This window comes from Fortiea contorta PCC 7126, assembly GCF_000332295.1.
Taxonomy (GTDB): Bacteria; Cyanobacteriota; Cyanobacteriia; order Cyanobacteriales; family Nostocaceae; genus Fortiea; species Fortiea contorta.
On sequence record NZ_KB235930.1, the window covers coordinates 4,128,606 to 4,154,951 of the forward strand.

Consider the following 26,346-nt stretch of genomic DNA (forward strand, 5'->3'; position numbering starts at 1 on the left):
CCTTTATGATATTCAGACGTGGAGGGATGGAGAGAATGGGAGTGTTCAGGGAGCAAGGAAGAGAAAAACAAGTAACTAATGACTAATGACAAATGACTAAATTGATTGTAATTTGTGGCGCGACGGCGACGGGTAAATCTGGCTTGGGGTTGGGTTTGGCTATGGGACTGGGTGCTGTGATTCTCAGTGCAGACTCTCGCCAAGTGTACCGTGAGTTTGATGTTGGTACTGCAAAACCAACAAGGGGAGAACAAAAATTAGTGCCCCATTATCTCATAGATATTTGCGACCCGACAAATACGATGACGGTAGCAGATTATCAAGTGCAAGCGCAAGCTTTAATTTCTTCTTTCCCTGATACTCCTGTTTTGCTGGTAGGAGGTACAGGTTTATACATTCGTTCTGTTGTCCAAGGGATGAAGATTCCCAGAGTAGCAGCACAACCAGAATTGCGATCGCAACTGACATTTTTTGAACAAACGCAGCTTTACGCTATGTTACAACAAGTTGATCCCGTTGCCGCCCAAAAAATTCATGCTCACGATTCGGTACGGACTCTTAGAGCCTTAGAGGTGTATTATGTTACGGGAATTCCGATTTCAGAACAACAAGGAGAGAATCCACCAAATTATCCAATTTTACAAATCGGGTTAGATGGGAATGTTGAACGATTAGGTGAACGGATTCGACAACGTACTGAACAGATGATCACAAACGGTTTAGTTAGCGAGGTTGAGTATCTTTGTCACAAATATGGAGCTGATTTAAATTTGTTAGATACTTTAGGCTATCAAGAAATTAAGCAATATTTGACTGGAGAAATTTCCCTAGATGCAGCTAAAGAATTAATAGTTTTGCACACGCGACAGTTTGCAAAGCGACAACGGACTTGGTTTCGTGCATATCCTCAAATTGAGTGGTTTGATCTAGAGCACCCTAATTTATTAAACGTTGTTTTGCAGCGAATACAGGAATTTATTTCCTAGTTTAAGAGATAAAAAAACAGTCAATATTTACCACGTGTTTTACATCTTTATTATATGATTAACAATAAAATTAATCTTTTTTTATTGATTTCTATAGGTTTAAATATTTTGCTGTTATCACTCAATTTATTCCTAGCCAAAACTTACGGTTTATTATCTCCAATTAAAAGTTATTTGCCTGATATTTTTAAAAAGATTGACAGTGGCTATTCAGTTTATTATGTACATAAAAAAAGCCAGTTTGAACTATTAGTAAAATCAGAAAATACAGTCATATTTTTAGGTGACAGTATCACTGATGAAGGTGAATGGACGGAATTACTGGGTAAATCTTACGCCAAAAATCGAGGAATTTCAGGTGATACAACGGTTGGAATATTAAATCGCCTTCCAGAAATCATAGAGTCAAAACCGCGCCAAATCTTCATGATGATTGGTATCAATGATTTGAACAATCAAGGCAAATCCATCAACCAAACTTTAACAGATTATCAAAATATTTTGATTGAATTAAAAAATCAAACCCCGAACACAGAAGTATTTATTCAAAGTGTTTTACCTGTTAACAATAAAATCAGTCGTTATTGGCAAAATAATCACAACATAATCAAGTTCAATCTCGCTTTGAAAGAATTAGCACAACAATATAAATATCAATATATTGATATATTTTCACATTTAGCAGATTCAGAACATCAATTAGAAGATCAATATACTCTAGATGGGTTGCATTTAAATGGTCAAGGATATTTGGTATGGAAAAAGGTGATTGAAAAATATGTCGAATAATAAATCGTGTGAAAATAGCCTGTAGAAACGACTATCAAACAGGCTATACTAATTTGTCAGCAATGAATTATAAACTATCCGGATCTATCCCCATAGCCCGCAATCTTTCTGCTAATAATTGAGCGCGTTGCTCTGCTTGTTCAGCTCGTTGACGTTCTTGTTCAGCTCGTTGACGTTCTTGTTCAGCTCGTTGACGTTCTTGTTCAGCTCGTTGACGTTCTTGTTCAGCCCGTTGACGTTCTTGTTCGGCATATTCATCACCAGTGAGCAAAACATTACCATCTTGATAGCACCAGCGTAACCAAATATCCTGTCTTGCTTCAAATTTACCTTCCCATAAAGTTACACCTAAACCAACTTGTTCTAACCAAGGTTCTGAAATTTCTGTGTAGTATCTACCCCTAAGTTCATAAACGCGCAGTACGTTTTCTCCTAATTGTTGATTTGGGTCATAAACGATATAGTAACTAGCCCGCATATTTTCATAAATTTGCAGCTTTTTTCCCAGTTCATCACCTTGTTTATTGGAAACAATTTCGATGACAACTTCCGGTGTTTTCCCAAAACGCCAAACCATATAACAACGATTTTGTTTTTCCCACCAATTTTCAGGTACTTGGACATCCAAGCTGAGAAAGACATCTGGTACAATAGAGGGCTGTAAGTCTGTGTAGTAAATACCTACATTAGCTTCAGCTAAAAAAGTCTGATTTTGTAAAGAACTGTAAAGAGAACTGATTAAAAGGCGTTGTTGTTTGGCAGATGCAAAATTATCCACAGGTGTATCATCTTCAGTGACTAGCTGGTTAGCATCTGGCACATAGTAATCATCATCATTGATTAGAACTTGCTGAACCATGACTTTATCCAGTATTTGAGAGCGTTATTTATAGCTTAATTGATTAAGAGTGGTAGCTAGCTGCTGATTGTTTATTAGTATAATTGTGCGAAAATTTATTTTAAGCTCTGCTGACTACACACTATCAATAAATGCACTCAGAGCGATCGCATTTTTTTCTAACTCCTGCCACAATATTGATACAAGCTGCATCTCCATTCCATCAGCAACCACCTATGCTTATCCAAGATAAACAACAACACAACTGGAAACCCATCATCAAAAAATTTGAGGCTGTGTTGGGCAAAAACGGCGTAGTTCAACGCAAGGAAGAACTCATTACCTATGAGTGTGATGGGTTATCTTGCTATCGCCAACGCCCAGCACTGGTGGTGCTACCTAGAACAACAGCACAAGTTGCGGCGGCAGTGAAGATATGCAATGAATATTCCATACCCTTCATTGCGCGTGGTTCTGGTACTGGTTTATCTGGTGGTGCTTTACCGTTAGAGAATTCGGTTTTAATTGTTACTTCCTTAATGCGGCAAATACTAAATATAGATTTAGAAAATCAACGCGCTATCGTCCAACCAGGGGTAATTAATAGTTGGGTAACACAAGCTGTCAGTGGTGCGGGATTTTACTACGCTCCCGATCCTTCTAGCCAAATTATCTGCTCAATTGGGGGTAATATTGCTGAAAATTCTGGTGGAGTGCATTGTCTCAAGTATGGTGTTACCACTAACCACGTTTTAGGGTTAAAAATTGTCACGGCTGAGGGTGAAATTGTCGATTTGGGTGGACAAATTCCCGAAATGCCCGGTTATGATTTAACAGGCGTATTTGTCGGTTCAGAAGGTACTTTAGGAATCGCTACAGAAATTACTCTTAAAATTCTTAAAAGTGCCGAGTCAATTTGTGTATTACTAGCAGATTTTACCAGCGTTGAAGCAGCAGGGGCTAGTGTTTCTGATATCATCAGCGCCGGGATTATTCCTGGTGGAATGGAAATGATGGATAATTTCAGCATCAATGCTGTGGAAGATGTTGTCGCCACAAATTGTTATCCCCGTGATGCAACAGCTATTCTGTTAGTAGAAATTGATGGTTTGGAAATCGAAGTTGCTGAAAATAAACAGCGAGTGGCAGAAATTTGTCGCCAGAATGGAGCACGAAATGTCACCTCTGCCAGTGACCCCGAAACCCGATTAAAATTGTGGAAAGGACGCAAAGCTGCTTTCGCGGCTGCTGGAAATTTAAGCCCAGATTATTATGTTCAAGATGGCGTTATTCCTCGAACTCAATTACCTTATGTACTGCGAGAAATTGAGGCTTTAAGTCAAAAATTTGGCTACCCGGTTGCTAATGTATTCCATGCTGGTGATGGTAATCTTCATCCACTAATTCTTTATGATAATTCCCTACCTGGAGCTTTAGAAAAGGTGGAAGAATTAGGAGGAGAAATTCTTAAACTTTGCGTAAAAGTTGGTGGTAGTATTTCTGGTGAACATGGTATAGGTGCTGATAAAAAGTGCTACATGCCAGAAATGTTTAGTGCAGCCGATTTAGAAACTATGCAATGGGTAAGACAAGTTTTTAATCCCCAAGGTTTAGCAAATCCGGGTAAGATGTTTCCGACACCACGCACTTGCGGTGAAGCAGCAAATTCTGCTAATTTCAAACAGTTTGAAGGTGTGGAAAGATTTTAATCTAGCTCATTTTAACGCAGAGAAGCCGACTTGAGCAAAACGTCCGTCACGCGGAGTCAGCGCGGAGGTACGCAGAGTTTTCAAAATTTAAATCAGCAGATGCGAATTAGGAAAACTCTGTTTTTGTTGACGCCTCTATGTGAGATTTTCTTATTTTGATAGTATGTTATTTTGTCTCTACATAATCCGGAGGGACTAAATTTATTTTGTAGTTATATGTATCCCTTCACTAGGAAGTCAAACCTACATAATGAATCGGTTTGCTCGCCGTTGTTTTTGTTACTTGCTATGTTTGGAATTAATATTATGCTTAGTTGCATTTGCACTCCCTTCAGGTTCAGTTTATTACCAAAAAGCAAGTCCTCCAACCACAGCAGAAATTCGTGGCGTTTGGCTAACTAATGTTGCTAGTGGTGTATTTTTTGTACCGTGGGGAATTAACCGTGCTTTGCACCAACTATCGGCACTTAATTTTAATACGATTTATCCTGTAGTTTGGAATCGAGGATACACTTTTTATCACAGTGTTGTTGCTGAAAATGTTACAGGTGCTAAGGTTCAACCTTTGCTGAAATTTATGCATGGTGGACAGGATGTTTTAGCAAAATTGATTAAACTTGCTAAACCTCAAAGATTAAGTGTTATTCCTTGGTTTGAATATGGTTTGATGACGCCGTTTGATTCAGAATTAGCTCGGCGCTATCCTGATTGGTTGACGATTGGACAAGCGGGTGTAAACTCTGTTAAAGAAACATCACCTGAAGATATCAATCATAACTTTGCTATTAAATTAGCTTGGCTAAATCCTTTGCATCCGCAAGTTCAGGAGTTTATTAAGGCATTAATTGTTGAGGTTGTAAGTAATTATGATGTGGATGGAATTCAGTTAGATGATCATTTTGGAATGCCGGTACAGTTTGGTTATGATCCCTTAACTATTCAACTTTATCAGCAAGAACATGAGGGTAAAAGTCCTCCCAAAGATTTTTTTAATCCAGAATGGATGGGTTGGCGAGCGAATAAAATTACTAATTTTATGGCAGCAATTTATCAAGGGGTGAAAGCAGTTAAACCTGATGCTAAAATTTCTCTATCTCCCAATTCTCAAGCTTTTGCTTATAAATATTATTTACAAAATTGGGAAGATTGGATCAAAAAAGGTTTAGTAGATGAGTTAATTTTGCAAGTATATCGAGATGACAAAAAAAGTTTTATTAATGAATTAGAACAGCCATCTGTAGAATTTGCTCGCAGTCAAATTCCTGTAGGTGTGGGGATATCTACGGGTACTTTGCGTGACCCTGTGGAAATTGCACAGATTATAGAACAGGTCGAGGCAGTGCGCGATCGCCAATTTCCCGGACTCTCTTTTTTCTACTGGGAAAGTTTATGGGGTTACATCTCACCTGAGTCACCCCAACAAAGACGCAGGGCTTTTTCAGAAATATTTGATACTAAAGCTACAAGACCATTACTGAGGAATTCAAAATGAATAAATTAGGTTTAGCAGGTATCCTATCTGCTGAATGTCTGCAAATTATAGGTCAGAAAAGTTGATACAATTAGTGCTTGCCAAAACTGAATTGAGCTTTACATTACAATGGACTGCCGCTACTTTTAGCGGTTTTTTACTGAGTTTATTATTCATTGAAATTGGCGAAAAGTCGGATATGGGAGTACTGCAAGCTGTGGTAGGTGGGCTAGCAGTCGCTGTTTCTCAAAGCTTAGTGCTCAGACACCATACATTATCCTTCAAGTGGGTGTTATCAACTGTGTTGGGTTGGGCGGTGATTACAGCTATCGGTATTGGTGCTCTTGGTTGGATGGTACCGACAACTCAGCAGTTACCTTTAAGAATCTTTTCCGGGTTGATTGCTGGCGCTACTGGCGGTTTTGGACTGGGATTCGCTCAATGGTTAGCAATCTACAAATTAGCCCCCTCCGCTTGGCGATGGATATTCATCAGCGCCGTAAGTTGGACTGTAGCAGTACCCGTGGGTTCTGTTATTGGCAGCATCTTACGCCAATTGACACAATTATATTTAGGTGAAATCGTCGGATTAGCCATCACCTGGTTGTTGGTTGCTGTCTTGACGGGTATGAAAGCTGATAAATTGCTGCCAAGGTAGTTTGTCTTTTATTATTCCTTGCTCCCCTATTCCCTTTGGCTCCTGAGGCTGATAATGTTTTATCCTGGGAGGGATGCATCCTCTTCACGGGCTGATAATACTAAATAATAATGATATTAAGAATTGTCACGAAAAATTAATAAATCACTTGATTCCACTGAAGACATATGCAACAATCTTGGGTAATTATTAACAATCAAATCCACTGAATTTGCACTAACCTGCTATTTATGTTCGTATTCAGAGAGCAGGGTTTATTAAACTTACCGCCATAAAATTTCTGATATTTCTGGTCAGAAGTAAAAACAGCAAAAATTGTCGATGAAAAAGGGCTAACGACCCTAGAATTTTAGGCGCTAAAAAGCATTTTACCAGCGCGATCGCAGAGAGCGCCTAGATGAGTCAATACAACCATACAGGGACTCTCGGATGAATATTAATCAATCGGAATCAACTGCAAAGTTGACAAATCTATCAACCCCATATTTTCTTACCGGCACAGAGGTAGATGAAAAAAATAGTGGCGAGCAGTTTTTATTGAGCATGTATGATTCTGTGCAGGCATCAATTTTTGTGGTAGATGTTTTAAAAGATGGGGATTTCGAGTACGTGGCGCTCAATCCGACTCATGAACGGTGGTTAGGGATGAGATCAGAGGATCTCAGAGGGAAAAAACCAGAAGATATTCTCTCGCCAGTCGATGCTGCTACCGTGCGTCAGCACTACACTGAGTGCGTATTATTTGGCAAAACCATTTCCTATGAACAATGCTTGCAATTCCAGGGAATTAAAACTTGGTGGAGTACAACCCTGACACCATTGCGGGACGTTAACGCCAGAATTTATCGATTGATTGGGACTAGTAGTAAAATTAGTGTCGGCGGGTACATAGGACAAAGTGAACGATTTCAGATAGAACGGGAGCGATTATTAGAAGCGATCGCCCGGAGAATTCGCCAAGCACAAAATTTAGAAACAATTGTGCAAAAAACAGTCAAAGAACTGCGACAAATATTAGAGAGCGATCGCCTCCTCATTTACCAGTTTCAGCCAGATGGTAGCGGGATCATCATTGCAGAATCGACCATAGCAGCTAGCGGGCCTTTACTCGGAAAAAATATCCAAGACCCCTGTTTTAACTCCCAACATCGAGAACGTTACAGGCGCGGTTGTATTCAAGTAATTGAAGATATTTACGCCGCCGGCTTACACCCTTGTCAAAGAGATTTTCTCGCTTCATTACAGGTGAGAGCCAATTTAGTTGTACCAATTCTGTTAAATGAAGATTTGTGGGGACTATTAATTGCTCAACATTGTCTAGAACCCCATCAATGGGAACAAAAAGAAACCGAATTACTCAAACAAATAGCCGCCCAAATTGCGATCGCCGCCCAGCAAACACAACTACAACAGCAAATACAAAATCTGAAAGCACAGCTACAGTCACAGTTGGAGCATCGACGCGACTATCAAGCCCTATTAAGACGCATTACCGCACAAATCCGCGACAATGTAGACGAGGCTCACATATTACCAACCGTGATCCAAGAATTAGCAGATTTATGGCAACTTGATCGTTGCCAAATCGAAATTTATAGCCCATGTCATACTTCAGTCACAGTCGCTTACGAATATACAGCCAGTTTACCGATGTGTCTAGGATTAACTAGACAGATTGCAGACTTTCCCGAAGTTTATCCGCAACTATTGCGAAAACAAGTCGTACAAAGCGTAGAAATTATACCAGGATGGCATCCCAAGTTATTAATCGTCAGTCAGATGGCTTGTCCCATCTTTGATCAGCAAGGAATAATTGGTAATCTTTGGTTAATTAGACCAGAACAAGAAGCATTCGACGAATTTGAGATCGCTTTGGTGCAACAAATTGCAGATGAATGTGCGATCGCCATTCGTCGCGCCAGACTCCAGGAAATCACCCAAGTGCACGTGAGAGAAATCGAAAAAATTGAACACATCAAAAATGAATTTCTCCGTACCCTTTCCCATGAACTGCGGACACCCATAACCAGCATCAGCCTTGCAGCTCAAACCCTGGAGGGCGTGCTCACACCAGAGGGAGTATTAGATCCAGAGCTAGTTCCGCAACTTTTGCAGATTTTGCACAACGAATGCAGTCGAGGTAGTAAATTAATTAACGACCTACTCACACTCACATATCTCGAAGCCACACCAGATCCCCAAACTTTAATCACCATCGACTTACAAACTTGGCTCCCCCCCATTGTCGAGTCTTTTCGAGAACTCACCGCTTGTCAAAGACAGCAATTAAACCTGACGATTGAAACTGATCTCCCGCCTTTACAAACGGATATTATCCGACTAGAGCGGATTTTTACCGAACTATTAAGCCATGTCTGCAAACATACACCGTCAGGAGAATCAATCACCGTATCTGCTAATTTGGTTATGGATACAGTGCAAATTAGCTTCCACAACTCCGGCTTAGAAATTCCTGCTCAACAGATGTCGCGGATTTTTGAGCCGTTCTATCGCCTTTCTAAAAATGACCCCTGGAAATACAGCGGTACAGGTCTAGAATTATCCTTGGTGCAGAAAATGGTCAAACACCTGGGGGGGAAAATTCATCTAGAAAGTAGCGGGAGTGAGACGACATTTATTGTAGAATTTCCTCTTGGAGCTTGGCAAAGATAAAGGTAATCTTGTACTAGCAAATCCGTGAGAAGTTTGCTAATATGGGTTTTCGTGTGGGTGACTAGCTCAACGGTAGAGCAGTAGACTCTTAATCTATTGGTTCTGAGTTCGAATCTCAGGTCACCCACTACCGTTAAAAGCTTAAACACTTAACTAAATCAGAGCTTTAATCAAATATTGTGCCAGGGTAAAGGCATCAACACCTAACTCTGTGCGCTCGTGGGCTGCTAAAATACCTGCTTGTGAATGCCACCAAGCAGCAGTGGCGACAATATCCTCAACGGGAATTTTTCTAGTGATAGTTTGGGCTAATAATCCACCGAGTAAGCCTGTGAGTACATCGCCACTACCACCACGGGCTAAAGCTGGGGTACTTTCCGGATTAATCCAAACTGCGCCTTGGGGATTGGCTACAGCCGTTCTCGCTCCTTTTAACAAGATGATAGCCCCTGTCTGCGTCGCAGCGGATTGTACAGATGTGATTCTATCTTGATTAGCGTCCGGAGTTTCCGGAAATAATCGCTTAAATTCACCTGTGTGGGGTGTGAGGATAGTTACAGCTTGGCGGTTTTGCAAGGTGGGGATGGTTCCCATTTGTGCCAGGATATTCAAACCGTCAGCATCGAGAATCAAAGGGCGATCGCTCTCTATAACTTGTTGGACAATGGGGGTAGCATCTGCAGTTAAACCAGGGCCACAAGCGATCGCCTGAAATGCACTTAAATTCACCTTCTCTGGTAATTGTAACTGAGCAATCGCCCCCGACTCTGTTTCCGGACAACCAACAATCAGCGCTTCTGGTAAATGTGACACCAACAGCGGTTTGAGAGATTCTGGTACCGCTATCGACAGCATCCCCACACCGCTAGCACGAGCACCCAAACCTGTTAAAATTGCCCCACCAGCATAGCGTCGCGAACCGCAAATTAACAATAAATGTCCCTCTTTATACTTGTGGGTGACTGGGGGACGAGGTAAAGGTAACGTTGACAACGCCGTGGCTTGAGTAATGCGTCTAATTTTTGGTGCATCTTTTAATATAGCTTGCACATCCGCCAAGGGAATATCAAAATCAATTAACTCAGCTTTACCGACATAATCTAGAGCTTGGTCTTGTAATAAACCCCGCTTCCACAAACCCAAACAAAAAGTATGAGTAGCTCGAATTGCAGTTCCCAAAACTGCACCCGTATCAGTGTGTAAACCAGATGGTAAATCTATGCTGAAAATTGGTTGATGCAGTGCGTTGAAATGATTAATGGCTGTAGCGATCGCCTCAGTAATATTTCTTGTCAAGCCAAAGCCAAATAACCCATCAACAATTAAATCACAATCTGGCAATTCTTCCACATTTTCATAACAGCAAATACCCAAACTCTGAGCATATTGCAAATGTTGAGAAGTTAATTCTTTGAGTTGAGAAAAAGGACTATAAAGCCAAACAAAATAACCGCGAAAATGTAATTCACGGGCGACAACTAAAGCATCAGCCCCATTATGTCCAGGGCCAATTAAAAACCCCACACGAAAATTAATCTGGGGAATAATTTGTTGAATACGACGAGCAATTAATCCCGCCACCTTTTCCATCAAAGCTGCTACAGGCATTCCAGCGGCAAAAATTCGCGCTTCAATATCTCGCATTTGCGCTGCGGTAACAACGATTTGGGAAATTTGTTCCTGCCTATTTTGCATTAGTTATGAGTTGTTATTTAACTCTTCACTTTTTAAAGAATAGGATAAAAAGCGTCAAAGCGTACCAGCAAGGCTGTAAGAGAATGTTTGAAAAGTCCTCTTCCCTGTATCAAAAGTTTTAGATCCCTCTAAATCTACGCCATTTGCTATAACGGGGGGAACCCCCCAGGGCGAACGCATCTAAATTATACTTGCTTACCACCAACGAGAATCGCTTTCAAGCCTTTAGAATTGCTACCAAGTTAAAGGTTAAAGAGAACTTCTCAAAACCTCTGAATGTCGGGTATCAGTAGGTGCCATAACGGCTCCCGTTAAAGATAAAAAAACACATTTTTTGTTACTTTCAGTATATATATTGTGGAATGTGTTTCTTGGAAGTTATCTCATTTATTCGGACAAATCTCCTGGCGCAACTGATCGCGGGTAGCGAGATAATCATTTAAGTAGTTGCAGCCCTGCGCCAGTAAATCATCTAAATCCAAACTCCACAATTGTACGGTATCATCGCTACTAGTAGAAGCTAAGGTTTTACCGTCGGGGCTAAACACAATGCTATTGACCGCATTTTGATGCCAAGTCAGGGAGGCAATTTCGTTTCCCGTACCCACATTCCACAATTTTATCGTCCTGTCTGAACTAGTAGAAGCTAAAGTTTTACCGTCGGGGCTAAACACCACGCTGTTGACATTATCTTTATGCCCAGTCAGGGAGGCAATTTGTTTTCCCGTACTCACATTCCACAATTTTATCGTTCTGTCTGAACTAGCAGAAGCCAAGGTTTTGTCGTCGGGACTAAACACGATACTGTTGATGTTATTTTGATGCCCAGTCGTCAGGGAAGCAATTTGTTTTCCCGTACTCACATTCCACAATTTTATCGTCCTGTCATCACTAGCAGAAGCTGAGGTTTTACGGTCAGAACTAAACACGGTCTTATTAGTGTTATTTTTATGGCCAGTCCGGGGGGCAATTTGTTTGTCCGTACCCACATTCCACAATCTGACTGTCTCGTCTCCACCAGCAGAAGCTAAAGTTCTACCGTCGGGACTAAACACGACGCTGTTGACCCTATATTCATGGCCAGTCAGGGAGGCAATTTGTTTGTCCGTCATCAGACCCACATGCCACAATTTTATTGTCTCGTCATCACTAGCAGAAGCTAAGGTTTTGCCGTCGGGACTAAACACGACACTGTTGACCCCAGACTGATGCCCGGTCAGGGATGCAATTTCGTTTCCTGTAAACACATCCCACAATTTTATTGTCCCGTCATCACTAGCAGAAGCCAAGGTTACGATATCAGGCCTAAACACGACGCTGTTGACATTATCTTTATGCCCAGTCAGGGAGGCAATTTGTTTTCCCGTAGCCACATTCCACAATTTTATTGTCCTGTCCAAACTGGCAGAAGCTAAAGTTTTGCCGTCGGGACTAAACACAACGCTGTTGACCCAAGATCGATGCCCAGTCAGGGAGGCAATTTGTTTTCCCGTAGCCACATTCCACAATTTGACTGTCTCGTCCCCACCAGCAGAAGCTAAAGTTCCACCGTCGGGACTAAACATGACACTGCTGACCCAACGTTGATGTCCAGTGAGGGAGGTAATTTGTTTTCCTGTACCCACATTCCACAATTTTATTGTCTTGTCCCAACTAGCAGAAGCTAAAGTTTTACCGTCGGGACTAAACACGACGCTACTGATCCCAGATTGATGCCCAGTCGTCAGGGAGGCAATTTGTTTTCCTGTACCCACATTCCACAATTTTATTGTCTTGTCCCAACTAGCAGAAGCTAAAGTTTTGCCGTCGGGACTAAACACGACGCTGTTAACCCCAGACTGATGCCCCTCTAACTGATTGCGCTCGCGGATGTCTAACAAGATTTCCTGTAAACTAAATAATGGACTGTAAGCTGGGTAATCAGCCAAAGATGTTTTACCTTTAACTAAACTTTTCAATTCCTTTCCAGTCCGCATTATTTCTACCAAATTCTCAATTTGCCCTCCCACATAAAACTGACGCAATGTTCTAACTCCCACTTGTTCCAATCGCGTAGCCGTTAGGGCATTTTTGCGTTGTTCTTCTGCGTTTTTTCGCTGATTTTCGGCAGTTCGTGCCAGTTGTTTTGCTTGTTGACGCTGTTGTTGAGCTAATTGTGCTTGCTGCTGTGCTTGTTGTCTGTCTCCCTGAGCTTTACCAACTGCTTCGTTTGCAGACTTCTCTTTTTCTTTTGCGATATTTAATTGTTGGTCTTTTTGCAGCAAATCTTGCTCTTTCTTTTTTACATCCTCAGTCGCTTTTTTAAAATTAGCGTTTGCATTTTTTTCGTTGGCTTGTGCTTCTGTTAATGCAGCCTCAGCTTTTTGTTTTTGGTCAGTAATAAATTGCAATTCTTTATTTGCCTTATTGAGTTTTGCAGTAGCTAAACCTTGTTTTTTAATAGCTTCACCTGCCGTTATCAATGCAGCTAACGCACCAATTATAGACAGCACTAAAAAAACCAAAGCAACAATACTAATACGAACCTGTATCTTTGTCTTCCCTTCTGCTTGCGTCAGATGCTGATTAGCTTGTCTCTCTTTCTCCAAAGCTTGATTCTGTCTTGCTTCTGCTGACGCAACCTTTTGATTTAACTCTGCTTCTACACTCGTAGATAAAAATCTATAATCAACATCACTCAAACTTTTTCCACCAGCCCAAACACGAGCAACTTCTAAATCTTCTCCTCGCAACAAATAGGACTTATCCTGGTATCCGCTCTCTTGCCAAGCCTTTAAATTATTAGTATAGGGACGTAATTTACCTAATTCATTCTCAACCCAATTAATATCAAAGACATTCGCATATATTTGGTTATAAACCTTTAATTTTGCCTGCTGTTCTACTACCCCTGTTAACCGTAACCTCATTTGTTCAGGGCTACCATCAACAGCAACCTCTCCCTGTTGTAAAATTTGCTGATATAAACCCAACAAGGCTACAGAAATTCCCTCGTTAACTAATATCCTATCTCGAATTGTTTTTAAATGTTCTTCTTTATCCTGATCTGGCCAATTATCAATAATCCCACTTCTTACCACCCCTTCCACCAACTGCGTAATTGAAAACCTCTTTCCTAACCCCTCTTTGCTTCGGAGAGAAGAATTACCAATGTCTTCCTTTCTTTGTTGTAGAGAATCAGGAATAACTTCAAAGCCTTTTTCTTCGTAAGAGAGAGGTTTTTTCAAAGTCACCTTTAACAAATTACAAACCTTTTGCGTCAATAAAGGCTGTCCCCCTGTCCAAGCCAAAACCTCTCCCATCAAAGCTTGCGGATTGTCAACCTTTCCCTCAAAACCCTTAGCCAAAGGTGTCACTTCATCTAACTTAAACCCATATAGTTGAATTCCTCTCCCAATGTTAAACGGCGTTCTTTCCTCGTCTTTAATTAAATCTGAAGGTGTCGCTACACCAAACAACGCAAAATTCAACCGCTTATATTCTGCTTTGAAAGAGCGTCTTTGATAACAGCTTCTAATTAAAGCGAAAAAATCATCTGCTGGAAAATCTAAGCGAAGAATACTATCAATTTCATCCAGAAAAATTACAATATTTTGGCGAATATTTGGCAGTAACAATTCATCAAAGAGTTTCCCCAAACGTCGCACTGGCGAAATTTCGATAGATTTGTCCCACCATACAGCCAAATCTTCCGGTTCAACAAAATTCAGTTCAGTTAATAGACTATCAATAATACTTCCATACCACTGCTCAATGGTAATATCTTGACTACCCAATCCAGAAATATCAATTACAGCACAAGCAAAACCATCAGCTTGTAGCTGTTTCATCGTCCGCACCAACAAACTCGTTTTACCCATCTGCCGGGAGTTAAAAACATAACATAGCTCTCCTGCCTTTAATCCATGATAAAGGTCAGAATCCGCTTGTCGTTTCACATAGCTGGGAGCATCGGATTCTAAACTGCCACCAACTTTATACTCGTAGTCTCCCGTCATAATTTAGTTTTGAATAAATAAAAAGTTACGTCTATACCTACCTTGAGCTTAATTTATAGAATATTGAGTTCTTATTAGAGTTGCTATTGAGTTGTAATTAACTTTACCAGACAAATACTTATCCTGTAAGCTAAATTGTGTAGTTTGTTTATTACTCAGCTATGCCACGCGGAATCAGAGTAAGCACAGAGTTAATTCCCATTGTCAAGCAAAGAATGTTACAAAAAGGCTTTGCCCGTCAAATCGATTTAGCTGAGAGAGTAGGTCGCAGTCAATCTGTAATTAACTTTTTCCTCAATGGTAGGACAGTTGAATATCTCAACTTCTATGAACTTTGTCAGGTATTAGGTTTTGAAGTTCAGGAAATTGCTGATTTTGAAGCGCTGGCAAGTTTGTATACACAAAAAACACAAAAAATAACTAGCTCTCCCTCTTCTTCCTCATCTGTCTTACCTTCCCCCGTTGCAACTTCCGACTCCGCATATTTAACTCTCGAACTAGAATATCCAGAAGGGGAAGTGCCGTTAGATTCTCCCTTTTATGTAGAACGTGCTTCTATCGAACAGCGTTGTTATGCGGAAATCAAAAAACCTGGTTCCTTAATTCGCATCAAAGCACCGCAGCACATGGGTAAATCTTCACTTCTTGCGCGGATTCTCCAACAAGCCCAAAACCAAGGAAATAAAGTAGTAACTATCGATTTTCAGCTAGCAGAGGAGGAATTGTTCTGCGACTTAAATACATTTCTGCACTGGTTTTGCGATACTGTCACTGAAGCAGTGGCAGGGAATAATCGAGAATTACTAGAAAAATTGCTGCAACAACTTGATGAGCATTGGAAATCTAGACAGCGCTTTGGTTATATGAAGTCTTGTAAAAATTACTTTGAACGCTATTTATTCCCAGAAATCAACCAACCGCTGGTTTTAGGGTTAGAAAAAGTTGATAGATTATTTGAATATCCCAAAATCTACAAGGATTTTTTTGGATTATTGCGCGCTGTCCATGAAGAAGCTAAACGTCGAGATATCTGGAAGCAATTAAGATTAGCGATCGCATATTCCACCGATGCTTATGTACCAGTTGATATTAACCAATCACCATTTAACGTTGGTTTAGCGTTGGAGTTACCAGAATTTACTCACGAGCAAGTAAAAGATTTAGCCCAACGTCATCAACTAAATTGGAACGATACAGAAATAAATAACTTGACACAATTAGTGGGGGGACACCCTTTTTTGGTACGTTTAGCTCTGTTTCAAATCGCCAACGGAGAGATAAACTTAGCTAACTTCTTGCAAACAGCGCCAACAGCAGCAGGTATTTATCGTCAGCATCTGCAACGGCAAGAGTATATTTTGCAGCAACAGCCAGAATTAGGGAAAGCAATGCAAGACATGGTTGCAAACGACCATCCTGTAATTTTAACAACGGAATTCAGGTTTAAATTATATAGTCTAGGATTGGTTACATTACAAAATGATCGAGTTACACCAAGATGTGAGTTATACCGTCAATATTTCCGTACTTCAATAAAAGACAATCAGAAAATAATGTAACTAAATTAACTCAATAACATCTCCAGCCTTAACTCAAGTCGCCGTAGTGTTTGATGAGAATATCGAATTCAACAAACACCCATGTTAAATAAAACACTCAAAACCAAAGCACTGGCAACACTCGCTGCTATCTCTGCTACCTGTTTTCTTGCACCCACCGCAGTCCGTGCTGATAATAGCCGATATGTTAATGATATTCGTAGCCAACTAGTACGAGCAGCAAGATCTGCTGATTTCCATAATTTGACTTCAACTCATGAACCTGTTATAAAATCACTCGCCGACGGTCGTTCCCATAATATTACAGTTAACCTGCGTGCAGGTACACCATACGCCATAATTGGAGTGTGCGACAGAGATTGTCAAGATTTAGATATTGCACTTTATGATAGTGCTGGAAATCTGATTGCTTCTGATTCGGACAATGATGATACTCCTGCCATTGGTATAAATCCGAACTATAGTGGAGCCTATCGAATTCGGGTTGATATGGCTAGTTGCAGTGATAATCCTTGTTACTACGGTGTTGGTGCATTTGGTCGATAGAACCAAATTATTGACATCAACTTTATCAGATTTTAGACGTTGCTGAATCACGATATGAACTATGCGATCGCCTTTGCGGGAAAAAACTTAGCTGGCTGCGCGTGTTCAGTAATAGGCAAGGGCTGAAAGAGCAATTTGTCTCATGTGGCATATCAACTATAAGTAAACGTGTTTAGGGGATTTTTGTATGAAATGTGTTCGTGGTTTATCCATTGTCGCTCTCGTCTCTTTTCTAAGTGCTAACCCAGGTGTTGCGATGGGCAAAGGTATTGAGCAAGTACCTAACTCAACTTTATCTGGTCAAACCAAGCCTGCCGTAATGGCTAATATCTTTCAAACCATCAAAAAGACCATCCAAACTGTAGATCAGGTAAATCAAATCAGGTTGCGGGAACAACGTAGGCAAGAAGCGCAACGCAGACGGCAAGAATTGGAAGCTGCTCGAAGGGAAGCTACTGAACAGCAACGACTAGAGGCAGAGCGTCGTCGCCAGTATTTTGAAAACCTATCTCCAGAAGAACAGAAAGCTTACTTGGCTGAACAAGAAGCTAAGAAAGCACAAGCCGATAAAGCTGCTGCACTACTTCTGATGATGCTATTTGTGGGAAGTACAGGTTCAAGTGATGGTGCGGGTTCAGACGAAGGTGTACGTGGTTATCGATGTGTTGTTGGATACGATTCTAATGGAGGAGAACAAGTCGCCTATGTCCAAATGACTAAGGAAAGCGCATCAAGTCAGTCAATGTGCAGCCCTTTTTAGCGTTGCGGATTAAATAAAGCCGGCAATTTACCCTACCCTCCGCGTCTATGCGCGAGATAAAAACAGATTTATGCAATAAGTCTATAGATGTACAAAATGCGATCGCTTTGGCAAAAACTTTGTGCGAGCAAAATTCTGGTGATGCTGTGAATGCGACTCGTAAATCAAGTTTACAGGTCGTAAATCAAGTTTACAGGTCGTAAATCAAGTTTACAGGTCGTAAAGCAAGTTTACAGGTCGTAAATCTAGTTTACAGGTCGTAAATCAAATTTACAGTTTGTAAATCAAGTTTTCAAATCGTATATTAAGTTCACGACTGATAAACCTGATAATTTCGACAAATTTAACTAAATATACATGCAACGCGCCCTATAGCTCACTCCCAGGGCAGTAGACTTTCAATTTAAAGCATCTGCTATTGCTGCAATAGCAGAATTTCTATCTAGATATTCCTGTGCTGAATCATCGCCAAAATACTTTTTGAGTGTGAGGTATGGATTCAAGGCAGCATAGTACAAAATCACAATTGCTTCATAAATGCCGTCATTTGGTGGGCACACTTGCCAAGTTTGCAGAGTGTAAATATCAGCTTCATCATTTGATTCATATTTACCCCAAACGTAAGCATAATAATCGCCCGTTTGATTTTTTAAGTCTTGTTCAAGGTCTTTTAAAAATCTTTCCAAAGGGATTTTAGTTATGCTACCACCAGTTAAAGGCATGTATGGCGTTCCCGGCATTGGATAGCTGATTGCTTGAACTCTGGGAGGATCTCCATCCCAGCTAGAGTAAAGTTGTAAATTCATGCTCTAACGATCGCTGATCAATTCCATCCCCCCGATTACCTGCCGTAGTAAACTCTAGCATTACCAAATCCCATTTTCCGTAGGTAACTATTCCATTGTTCAGCATCGGCGCGTTGATTAAACGGCCCGACTGCGACATGGGGACCCCTTGGTTGCTGTCTTTCTAAAACGATTTCGTAGCGTCCTGTATTTTGGCGAATTTGGTTAGCGATCGCATTTAATTGTTGTGCTCCGGCCGGAATAATTGCATAATAAGACCGGGGATTTTCTCGCGGGCGAGGATTTCCACCACTATTGAAATTTCCCACCGTCTGCCCACTACTCTCTCTAACAATCTGCGCCCCACGAATTCCATTTGACTCTAATTCTCTGACTCGCTGTTGAGCATTAGACAGTCTATTAAAAGAACCTGACTGAATTACAGAACGTCCGTTATGTTGTCGAATATAAGCACCGGGTTCAATTTGCCGGACTCGCTGTAATTGATTGTAATTATTATCAACGTACACTAAATAAAGCTCGGAGTTTTGACTATAAGAATTTGACCTGACTGTTTGAGAGCGGGGTACGTTTTGGTTAACTGCATTCCATTCCACTTGCGGTATAACTATCGGCTGGGAACTCTGGGGAATTGGTGCAAGATTTGGTGGTGGTGGTACAGCTTCCCAAACCCTCATCTGCGCTTGGACTGGGGTAGACTGAACCATCAAAGTTAACCATCCGCCTAAAAATAGAGGCACCATCTGATAACTAGACCTGAGAAAATAAATATTACTCATGGAAGTCAGGAATTTTGTTATTGATTATTGGTTATTTGTCAAGGTTTCCAGTGCATTAACGTGGCGAAATTTAGTTTGGTTAATTTTTTACTTCGTTACTAATTAACATTTACTCATAAGATCATAATCTCAGTCCATCAAACAGGGTTAATGGGTAACAGCACATATGAGAGTAGAAAACAACCTTTAATGATGAAGTGCTTTGCTAGCAAGGCTTTGCAGAGGTGTATGTTACAATCGGAGCACAAAAAGCAGATTCTGCCATCAAATTGTATGGCACTGTGGGAATATGAAAAAAGTCGTCGTTGGTCTTTCGGGTGGTGTTGACAGTTCCGCCGCCGCTGCTATCCTACACCATCAGGGCTATGAAGTTGTGGGTTTGACCCTTTGGCTAATGAAAGGCAAAGGACAATGTTGCTCTGAGGGAATGATCGACGCGGCTAATATCTGCGAACAATTGGGTATTCCCCATCAAGTTGTGGATATTCGGGATGTCTTTCAAACAAATATTGTTGATTATTTAGTCTCTGGTTACAGTGTCGGGATTACGCCTCTACCTTGTTCACAGTGCAATAAAACTGTGAAATTTGGGCCGATGGTGCAGTATGCTCGTGAACAATTAGGATGCGCGAGCATTGCTACAGGACACTACGCCCAAATTAGTTATGATCAGGTTTCTGGACGTTATCAGTTGTTAAGAGCAGTTGATCGCAACAAAGACCAATCTTATTTTCTCTATGATTTGTCTCAAGATTTACTTGCAGCTACGATATTTCCCCTAGGACAAATCGAAAAATCAGACACCCGTCGCATCGCTGCGGAATACGGACTCGCAACCGCTGATAAGCCGGAAAGTCAAGACTTGTGTTTAGTGGAAAGCAACGGTTCCATGCGGGCATTTTTGGATAAGTATCTCGCCCCTAAACCCGGTGATATTGTAGACACAAACGGTAAAGTTTTGGGTCAACACGATGGTGTGCATCACTACACAATCGGACAGCGTAAAGGTTTAGGAATTGCGGCGGCGGAACCATTGTATGTGATTGAGTTAGATGCAATTAATAATAAAGTAGTTGTAGGCGATCGCACCAAGGTGACTCAGCCAGAATGCACTGTGAATCGCGTCAATTGGGTTTCCATCGCTGAACCAACTACTCCCATTCCCGCCCAAGTGCAAATTCGCTACCGTTCCCACCCCGAACCAGTGACAGTAATTCCTCTAGAAAACTCTCGTGTCCGCTTGGTATTTGATGAACCCCAATTCAGCATTACCCCCGGACAAGCTGCAGTTTGGTACGACGGGGATAAAGTATTAGGTGGCGGAATTATTGAACAGTTTGGGTGAAAGCTGAAGGAAGCCTTCAAGTCGCAGTCAGCGTCAAGGTTTCGACGCTTGCTGGGAGTATTCTGCTATCAGTCTGGGATATTCTTCGTAAGCAGGCCATGTCTCAAAGCCATGCACCATTTCTTTAAAAAAGAAGAATATTTAACACCATGTTACAAAATACCGATGATTTATTGAAAGTGACGGGAAACTCCATCCCCAAAGCAACGGGCGAAATCACCTAGTCCACTTACTTTAGGGATGGAGTTTTTCATTGTCTAATCCACGCCGTCAATTGGTGCGAAACCTTGACGCTGGATGTTTTCTGTGATTGTGCGTGGTTCGAGGAATTGCTGTAGGTAATCAGGGCCGCCGGCTTTGGAACCAACACCAGATAAATTGAAGCCGCCAAAGGGTTGACGAGCGACTATTGCTCCGGTGATGTTACGATTGATATAGAAATTGCCGACGGCAAACTCTGTCTGTGCTTGCTCGATGTGGGAAGGTGTACGAGAATAAAGCCCACCAGTTAAAGCGTAGTTAGTACCGTTAGCAACTGCCAAAGCTTCCTGAAAATCCTGTACCCGAATTACTGCTAACACAGGGCCGAAAATTTCTTGTTGAGCAATTATCCCATCAGGTGGTACGTCGCTAAAGATTACGGGTCCGACAAAATAACCTTGCTGCGGTGCTGGTAGCTCTAGTGCTAATTGTGATTCTGCCTTGCCTTTCTCGATATACTCAAGAATGCGCGATCGCGCGTTGGCATCAATCACTGGGCCGACTTGAGTACTGGGTAACTCTGTCTCGCCAATATTCAAGGATTTTGTTGCTTCCACCAATCGTTTGATAAACGTATCATAAATCGGTTGCAGTACAATCACCCGTGAACAAGCAGAACATTTTTGTCCACTGTAACCAAAAGCCGATTGCACCACTCCAATTACAGCTTGGTCTAAATCAGCACTTTCATCAACGATGATGGCATTCTTTCCACCCATTTCCGCAATCACCCGTTTCATATGTCTTTGATTTGGTTTCAGCGTCGCTGCTTCCGCAAAAATGCGACATCCCACCTCTTGAGAACCAGTAAAAGCAATCACATGGGTGTCTGGGTGACTGACTAAGTAAGCGCCAACTTGGGAACCCTTACCGGGGACGTATTGAAATACACCTTTAGGGATACCAGCTGCGATTAAAATTTCCGTGAGTTTAGCAGTAATTACGGAAGATGTTTCCGCAGGTTTGAGAAGAGTACAATTTCCTGTAACTAAAGCAGCGACCGTCATTCCACAGGCGATCGCCAGGGGAAAATTCCAAGGAGAAATCACCACTGCAATTCCTCTAGGCTGGTAAATATAACGATTCGTTTCTCCAGAAACGTCATAAATTACACCTTTATCTAACCGTTCCATCTCCTCGGCGTAGTAGCGACAAAAATCAATCGCTTCGGAAACCTCCGCATCAGCCTCTTTTACCGGTTTCCCGACTTCTAACACTATCCAAGCCGAAAGTTCAGCCCGGCGTTGTGTCATCAAATCAGCTGCGCGACGCAAAATATCAGCGCGTTCCTTAGCCGGAGTTCGTCGCCAAGCAGGAAACGCCGCTTTAGCCGCTTCCATCGCCGCTTGAGCTTGTTCCACACTAATTAATCCTACTTTCCCAATCACTTCACTAAAGTTGGAAGGATTGAGAGAATCTATCATCTGGGAAGTATTTACATACTCCCCATTAATCAAAGGTAGATATGTCTTACCTAGTTGTTGACGCACAACTTGAAAAGCTTGCGCCGAATGACTCCTAGCTTCCTCCTGTGCAAAATCCCGATCCGCTACACCCAGGAAGGACGAAAGATGGGGTGGTGGGGTGATGGGGAGACTTGTACTGAGCGGAGCCGAAGTATGGGGGGATTCGGTGATTATTGGCGGCGCCAAGAGTTCCTCAACTGGTCGATTCTCTAAATTTTGCCGCAAGAAGGAACTATTAGCCGTATTTTCTAACAACCGCCGAATTAGATAAGCCATTCCTGGTAATAATTCGCCATAGGGACAATAAACTCGCACCCGATAACCTTGATCTACCAAAGCTTTGGCTAGCTTGTCACCCATGCCGTATAACACTTGCATTTCAAATCGCCGCCGGGGTACATTTAGGCTTTGGGCAATAGCGATCGCTCTAGCTTGCGATCGCACGTTATGACTACCAATAGCAGCGTAGACATATTGGTGATTTTCTAATAACAACTGGGTAATCGCTTCAAAATTGGCATCTGTCGCCGCTTTATCGTTGTAAACTGGTTGCGGCCAATGCTTCTGCGTGGCTTTAATAGTTTCTTGATCCCAATAAGCGCCTTTGACCAACCGGATAGTTAACGGATATCCCCGCTGTTTGAGCCAAGCAATCAGATCTTGAGTGTCTTGCTCACTGTCGCGCAGATATGCTTGGATAGTAATGCCAATATCTGTGCGTTGTCTAAACTCTGCTGACAATAACAGTTTTTTCAAGATATTGAGGGTGATATCTTTATAAGCGTACTGCTCCATGTCAAAATGGACAGCAGCACCTAACTCCTGAGCACGACGTAACAGAATGCGAATGCGATCGCTCACCCTCTCTTCACTACCCTGAGCATCTAACGGGTCGAATTGCGAATAAAACGCCGTTAATTTTACAGAAACCTGGACTTTTGGTAATTCTTCCCCATCAGCCACATCAATAGCTGGAATTGTTGTCCAATTTTGGGAAGCTGCTACCAATTGTTGCATTAATTCTAGATATCGTTCCAGATAAGATTGGGCTTCTGCTTCTGTAATCACCGCTTCACCCAGTAAATCGATGGTGAAAGCCATCTTCTCTTTTCGCAGTTTTTCAACAGTTTTAATGACTTGTTTAATATTTTCTCCAGAAATATACTTAAAGGCTAGCGTCTCCACTGCTGTACTCACAGTTGTCGCCGCAACTTGTCCTGGTACAGAATCAGGGTTAGCAAAGTTGAGCATCCCTTTGAGGGCTGCAGGTAATTCTACAGTTTTATCTCCCAAATACTCTTGTAAATGTGCGGCAATTTCTGCTTTACTACGTAAGGCGGGTAATGTGTCGATAAAACGAAATAGCTGCACCCGCAACCCTGGACTACTCATAGCCCAAGCCAGCAACTTATCGTCCCAGCGCATCTGATCCCGCAGAGAAGCCAAAAAAGAACGATTTTCCTGCGTTGCTGAGAGCAGCTTTTTAGCAATTTCTTGGGTTTTAGCTTCGTAGGTGCTGCTTTGTGCTTGTAAGACCACTGATAATTAACTCCTTTATTTGGAAACCAGGGACTAGAGGTGAGGGAAGGATTTTTTGATACCAAATCCGCAAGACTCAACCTTCTCAAAGTCCGTGTCTCCTATTGTGACGCTTTCATTCTGTTGTCACCATAAACTAGCTCAATACAGTGAAGTAGGGAACAGGGAATAGGGAATTCTTAAGAGGGTTAAAAGTCTGCTTGTGTAAGCGTTTTGTCTTTAGTTCATGTCCTAACCTATGTAGCTAAGGCTCTAACAAATGAAGAATATCTTATTTTGCCACTGGCAGACGATGTTCTCACCTTTCAACGTTGACCAAATTGCTATTGAGAACGCTTTTGATGATGTGGTCGCAGCTTACTCTAGCTTTGATCGCCACTACCACACTTTAGAACACATTCACCAAGTACTCAATGCGATCGCCACACTCCAATCCTACACAAAAAACTTACTCTCAGTGCAGCTTGCGGCTTGGTTTCACGATATAGTCTACAACACTCAGGCTCAAAATAATGAAGAGAAAAGCGCTGAGTATGCTGAACAATTATTAACATCTCTGGGTATCCCACTCAAACAGATAGCCGCAGTCAAAAGTTTGATTCTCAACACAAAACACCATCAAGCCGCAAGAGATGATTTTGATAGTCAAGTTTTGATTGATGCTGACTTAGCGATTTTAGCCGCCAACCCCAGGCAGTACCAAGAATATAGCAAAGCTATTCGCCAAGAATACGCTTGGGTCGAGGAGAGTAATTATATCACAGGTCGCACGCAAATATTAAAGATATTTTTGCAGCGCGATCGCATTTACCACACACCTTTATTCTGCAAAATTGGCGAGCAAGCAGCCCGTAACAACATTCAAGCAGAAATTCAACAACTTGCAGGGTATGGGGCATAGGGTGTGGGAGAATATTTTCTTGGCGCTGCATCAATGCAGGATGAAAAACTCAGATCTGTGGGTGGAATTTTTCATCACCATACTGACAATTTTCTTTCCCGTAGTATCGCCCCCTTTCAAATAATGTACCTTGGAGATACCATGTGACAGTAAAGAGCAAACAACTACCGAAGTAAACCGAGTCTGCTGAACCACAATAGAAAGGATGACGATTGAATCTAACCCCTCTGATCCAAAACCCACCACTGAAAACGACTGGGAACCAGATGACTTTGATGGTGCTGCGAGTGAACATTGTCTCACACCAGAAGGGCTGACTAATCAACAAACCTTAGCAGCGATCGCATCTTTGCAATCACCGCAAAATACAGCATCTCTAAAACAAGCCCGTTCCTCACCCTCAACAGCGACTATTTACCCAGTCACAGTCAAACCGAGAGCGCTGGTGATTACCTTAGTAGGAATCACCATTACCATCGTCGGTCTAGCTCTCAATAGCTGGATCATCGGCGTGGTCGGTACTGTAGTAACTTTACTACTATCTTTAGCGATCCTATTACCTTGGTTACAATATGTAATCAGTCAGTGGTTTTCGCCCCTGGACAGAACCCTAGCGGTGGCGTTTTTGGGTATAGTAGTAGCGCTCCTGGGCTTAGTCAACTTCACTGGTTTGGGCGCTTACATAATACAGTGGGAAAGCAAGATTAACTGGGATATAGCCGGTAGTTTAGCAGAGTGGTTTGGCGCCTTAGGGCAAATTCTCATCGCCATCATCGCCGTTTATGTTGCTTGGCGACAGTATGTGATTTCCAAAGACTTGACAATTCAGCAAAATCTGCTGACAGTCCAACAAAATATTATCACCCAACAGCAAACCATAGATTCCTACTTCCAAGGGGTTTCTGACTTAGTGTTAGATGAAGAAGGATTACTAGAAGACTGGCCCCAAGAAAGAGCGATCGCTGAAGGACGCACCGCTGCAATTTTCAGTAGCGTTGATGGTAGCGGGAAAGCAAAAATTCTCCGCTTCCTCTCCCGTTCCAAATTACTCACACCATTAAAACGCGATCGTCGCTTAGGGAGAGCTATTCTTAATGGTACTGGCGGTTACGCCGAAGACAGACTAGAAGGTGTACGCGTCATCGATTTAGGCGTCATGCTAGCGGGCGCAGATTTAGCTGACACCGATTTGCGTTGGACTGACTTGAGTGAAGCTAACCTCGTCCGCGCTAATCTCAGTGGTTGCGATTTAGTCAAAGCCAACCTTTCTCGGACTATCTTATATGACGCTAACCTCAATGGCGCTGATTTGAACAGTGTTCGTTTATTCTACGGTTCAGCAGACAAAGCCTCACCCCGCAGTCGCACCGCACCACCAGATTATCAAACAGGCGCTCATACCGGCGCGGTAGTAGAAAACGCCGATTTAACCAACGTCAAACGCTTGTCTGAATCAGCGCGCTACTATTGTTGCACCTGGGGTGGAGAAAAAACTAGAGACACTATCCCTGGTGGCTGCGAAGGTATTCCCAATAAATTAGTATGAGTAAAACCGCGTTGCACAACA

Annotated in this window: 18 protein-coding genes and 1 tRNA gene; 13 read left to right on the forward strand and 6 right to left on the reverse strand. The window is 42.0% G+C overall.

Features of this window, described 5'->3' with window-relative positions; all coding sequences use genetic code 11:
- Nucleotides 1-92: 92 nt before the first annotated feature.
- Together miaA and MIC7126_RS0119150 are read left to right on the forward strand one after the other, a co-directional pair.
- Nucleotides 93-986 (forward strand): tRNA (adenosine(37)-N6)-dimethylallyltransferase MiaA, encoded by an 894-nt coding sequence (miaA, locus tag MIC7126_RS0119145; protein ID WP_017654783.1) that lies wholly within the window; start codon nucleotides 93-95, stop codon nucleotides 984-986.
- A gap of 54 nt (nucleotides 987-1,040) precedes the next feature.
- Nucleotides 1,041-1,775 (forward strand): GDSL-type esterase/lipase family protein, encoded by a 735-nt coding sequence (locus MIC7126_RS0119150; protein ID WP_017654784.1) that lies wholly within the window; start codon nucleotides 1,041-1,043, stop codon nucleotides 1,773-1,775.
- Between the two features lie 67 nt (nucleotides 1,776-1,842).
- Here MIC7126_RS0119150 and MIC7126_RS0119155 read toward each other — a convergent pair whose 3' ends face one another.
- Complete coding sequence (locus MIC7126_RS0119155; protein WP_017654785.1) at nucleotides 1,843-2,634, reverse strand: Uma2 family endonuclease; 792 nt, start codon at nucleotides 2,632-2,634, stop codon at nucleotides 1,843-1,845.
- Nucleotides 2,635-2,849: 215 nt separating this feature from the next.
- Here MIC7126_RS0119155 and glcD point away from each other — a divergent pair, with 215 nt between their 5' ends.
- From glcD to MIC7126_RS0119180, 5 genes are all read left to right on the forward strand, one after another.
- Entirely contained in the window at nucleotides 2,850-4,322 is a 1,473-nt protein-coding gene (gene glcD / locus MIC7126_RS0119160; protein ID WP_026100380.1) for a glycolate oxidase subunit GlcD, read from the forward strand.
- 250 nt (nucleotides 4,323-4,572) lie between these two features.
- Entirely contained in the window at nucleotides 4,573-5,814 is a 1,242-nt protein-coding gene (locus MIC7126_RS0119165; protein ID WP_017654787.1) for a glycoside hydrolase family 10-like protein, read from the forward strand.
- Nucleotides 5,815-5,848: 34 nt separating this feature from the next.
- Nucleotides 5,849-6,451, forward strand: a complete 603-nt coding sequence (locus tag MIC7126_RS0119170) for a hypothetical protein (RefSeq protein ID WP_017654788.1) — start codon at nucleotides 5,849-5,851, stop codon at nucleotides 6,449-6,451.
- A 429-nt stretch (nucleotides 6,452-6,880) separates the two neighbouring features.
- Nucleotides 6,881-9,124 carry a GAF domain-containing protein gene (locus MIC7126_RS0119175; protein ID WP_017654789.1) on the forward strand — a complete coding sequence of 748 codons (2,244 nt, stop codon included), beginning with the start codon at nucleotides 6,881-6,883 and terminating at the stop codon, nucleotides 9,122-9,124.
- 55 nt (nucleotides 9,125-9,179) lie between these two features.
- A tRNA-Lys gene (locus tag MIC7126_RS0119180) sits at nucleotides 9,180-9,251 on the forward strand.
- A gap of 26 nt (nucleotides 9,252-9,277) precedes the next feature.
- Here MIC7126_RS0119180 and MIC7126_RS0119185 read toward each other — a convergent pair.
- Both MIC7126_RS0119185 and MIC7126_RS28880 read right to left on the reverse strand, forming a co-directional pair.
- Nucleotides 9,278-10,819 carry a bifunctional ADP-dependent NAD(P)H-hydrate dehydratase/NAD(P)H-hydrate epimerase gene (locus tag MIC7126_RS0119185; RefSeq protein WP_017654790.1) on the reverse strand — a complete coding sequence of 514 codons (1,542 nt, stop codon included), beginning with the start codon at nucleotides 10,817-10,819 and terminating at the stop codon, nucleotides 9,278-9,280.
- 383 nt (nucleotides 10,820-11,202) lie between these two features.
- Entirely contained in the window at nucleotides 11,203-14,817 is a 3,615-nt protein-coding gene (locus MIC7126_RS28880; protein ID WP_017654791.1) for a WD40 domain-containing protein, read from the reverse strand.
- Nucleotides 14,818-14,978: 161 nt separating this feature from the next.
- On the opposite strand from MIC7126_RS28880, the gene MIC7126_RS0119195 reads away from it, so the two are divergent.
- From MIC7126_RS0119195 to MIC7126_RS28670, 3 genes are all read left to right on the forward strand, one after another.
- Nucleotides 14,979-16,376 (forward strand): AAA-like domain-containing protein, encoded by a 1,398-nt coding sequence (locus tag MIC7126_RS0119195; protein WP_017654792.1) that lies wholly within the window; start codon nucleotides 14,979-14,981, stop codon nucleotides 16,374-16,376.
- Nucleotides 16,377-16,457: 81 nt separating this feature from the next.
- Entirely contained in the window at nucleotides 16,458-16,922 is a 465-nt protein-coding gene (locus MIC7126_RS0119200) for a hypothetical protein (RefSeq protein ID WP_017654793.1), read from the forward strand.
- Nucleotides 16,923-17,109: 187 nt separating this feature from the next.
- Nucleotides 17,110-17,682 carry a hypothetical protein gene (locus MIC7126_RS28670; RefSeq protein ID WP_017654794.1) on the forward strand — a complete coding sequence of 191 codons (573 nt, stop codon included), beginning with the start codon at nucleotides 17,110-17,112 and terminating at the stop codon, nucleotides 17,680-17,682.
- Between the two features lie 398 nt (nucleotides 17,683-18,080).
- Here MIC7126_RS28670 and MIC7126_RS0119210 read toward each other — a convergent pair whose 3' ends face one another.
- Nucleotides 18,081-18,488, reverse strand: coding sequence for a hypothetical protein (locus MIC7126_RS0119210; RefSeq protein ID WP_017654795.1), 408 nt, complete (start codon nucleotides 18,486-18,488; stop codon nucleotides 18,081-18,083).
- A 35-nt stretch (nucleotides 18,489-18,523) separates the two neighbouring features.
- Complete coding sequence (locus tag MIC7126_RS0119215; protein ID WP_026100382.1) at nucleotides 18,524-19,267, reverse strand: hypothetical protein; 744 nt, start codon at nucleotides 19,265-19,267, stop codon at nucleotides 18,524-18,526.
- Nucleotides 19,268-19,469: 202 nt separating this feature from the next.
- Between MIC7126_RS0119215 and mnmA the strand changes: the two genes are divergently transcribed.
- The gene (gene mnmA / locus MIC7126_RS0119220) at nucleotides 19,470-20,612 is read left to right on the forward strand and encodes a tRNA 2-thiouridine(34) synthase MnmA (protein ID WP_274517494.1); all 1,143 of its coding nucleotides are present in this window, start codon (nucleotides 19,470-19,472) and stop codon (nucleotides 20,610-20,612) included.
- 257 nt (nucleotides 20,613-20,869) lie between these two features.
- On the opposite strand, the gene pruA is transcribed toward mnmA, so the two are convergent.
- On the reverse strand, nucleotides 20,870-23,878 hold the full coding sequence (gene pruA / locus MIC7126_RS0119225) for an L-glutamate gamma-semialdehyde dehydrogenase (RefSeq protein WP_017654798.1): 3,009 nt from the start codon (nucleotides 23,876-23,878) through the stop codon (nucleotides 20,870-20,872).
- 259 nt (nucleotides 23,879-24,137) lie between these two features.
- Here pruA and MIC7126_RS0119230 point away from each other — a divergent pair, with 259 nt between their 5' ends.
- Together MIC7126_RS0119230 and MIC7126_RS0119235 are read left to right on the forward strand one after the other, a co-directional pair.
- Nucleotides 24,138-24,779, forward strand: coding sequence for an HD domain-containing protein (locus tag MIC7126_RS0119230; RefSeq protein ID WP_026100383.1), 642 nt, complete (start codon nucleotides 24,138-24,140; stop codon nucleotides 24,777-24,779).
- A 205-nt stretch (nucleotides 24,780-24,984) separates the two neighbouring features.
- Complete coding sequence (locus tag MIC7126_RS0119235; RefSeq protein WP_017654800.1) at nucleotides 24,985-26,325, forward strand: pentapeptide repeat-containing protein; 1,341 nt, start codon at nucleotides 24,985-24,987, stop codon at nucleotides 26,323-26,325.
- Nucleotides 26,326-26,346: the final 21 nt, after the last annotated feature.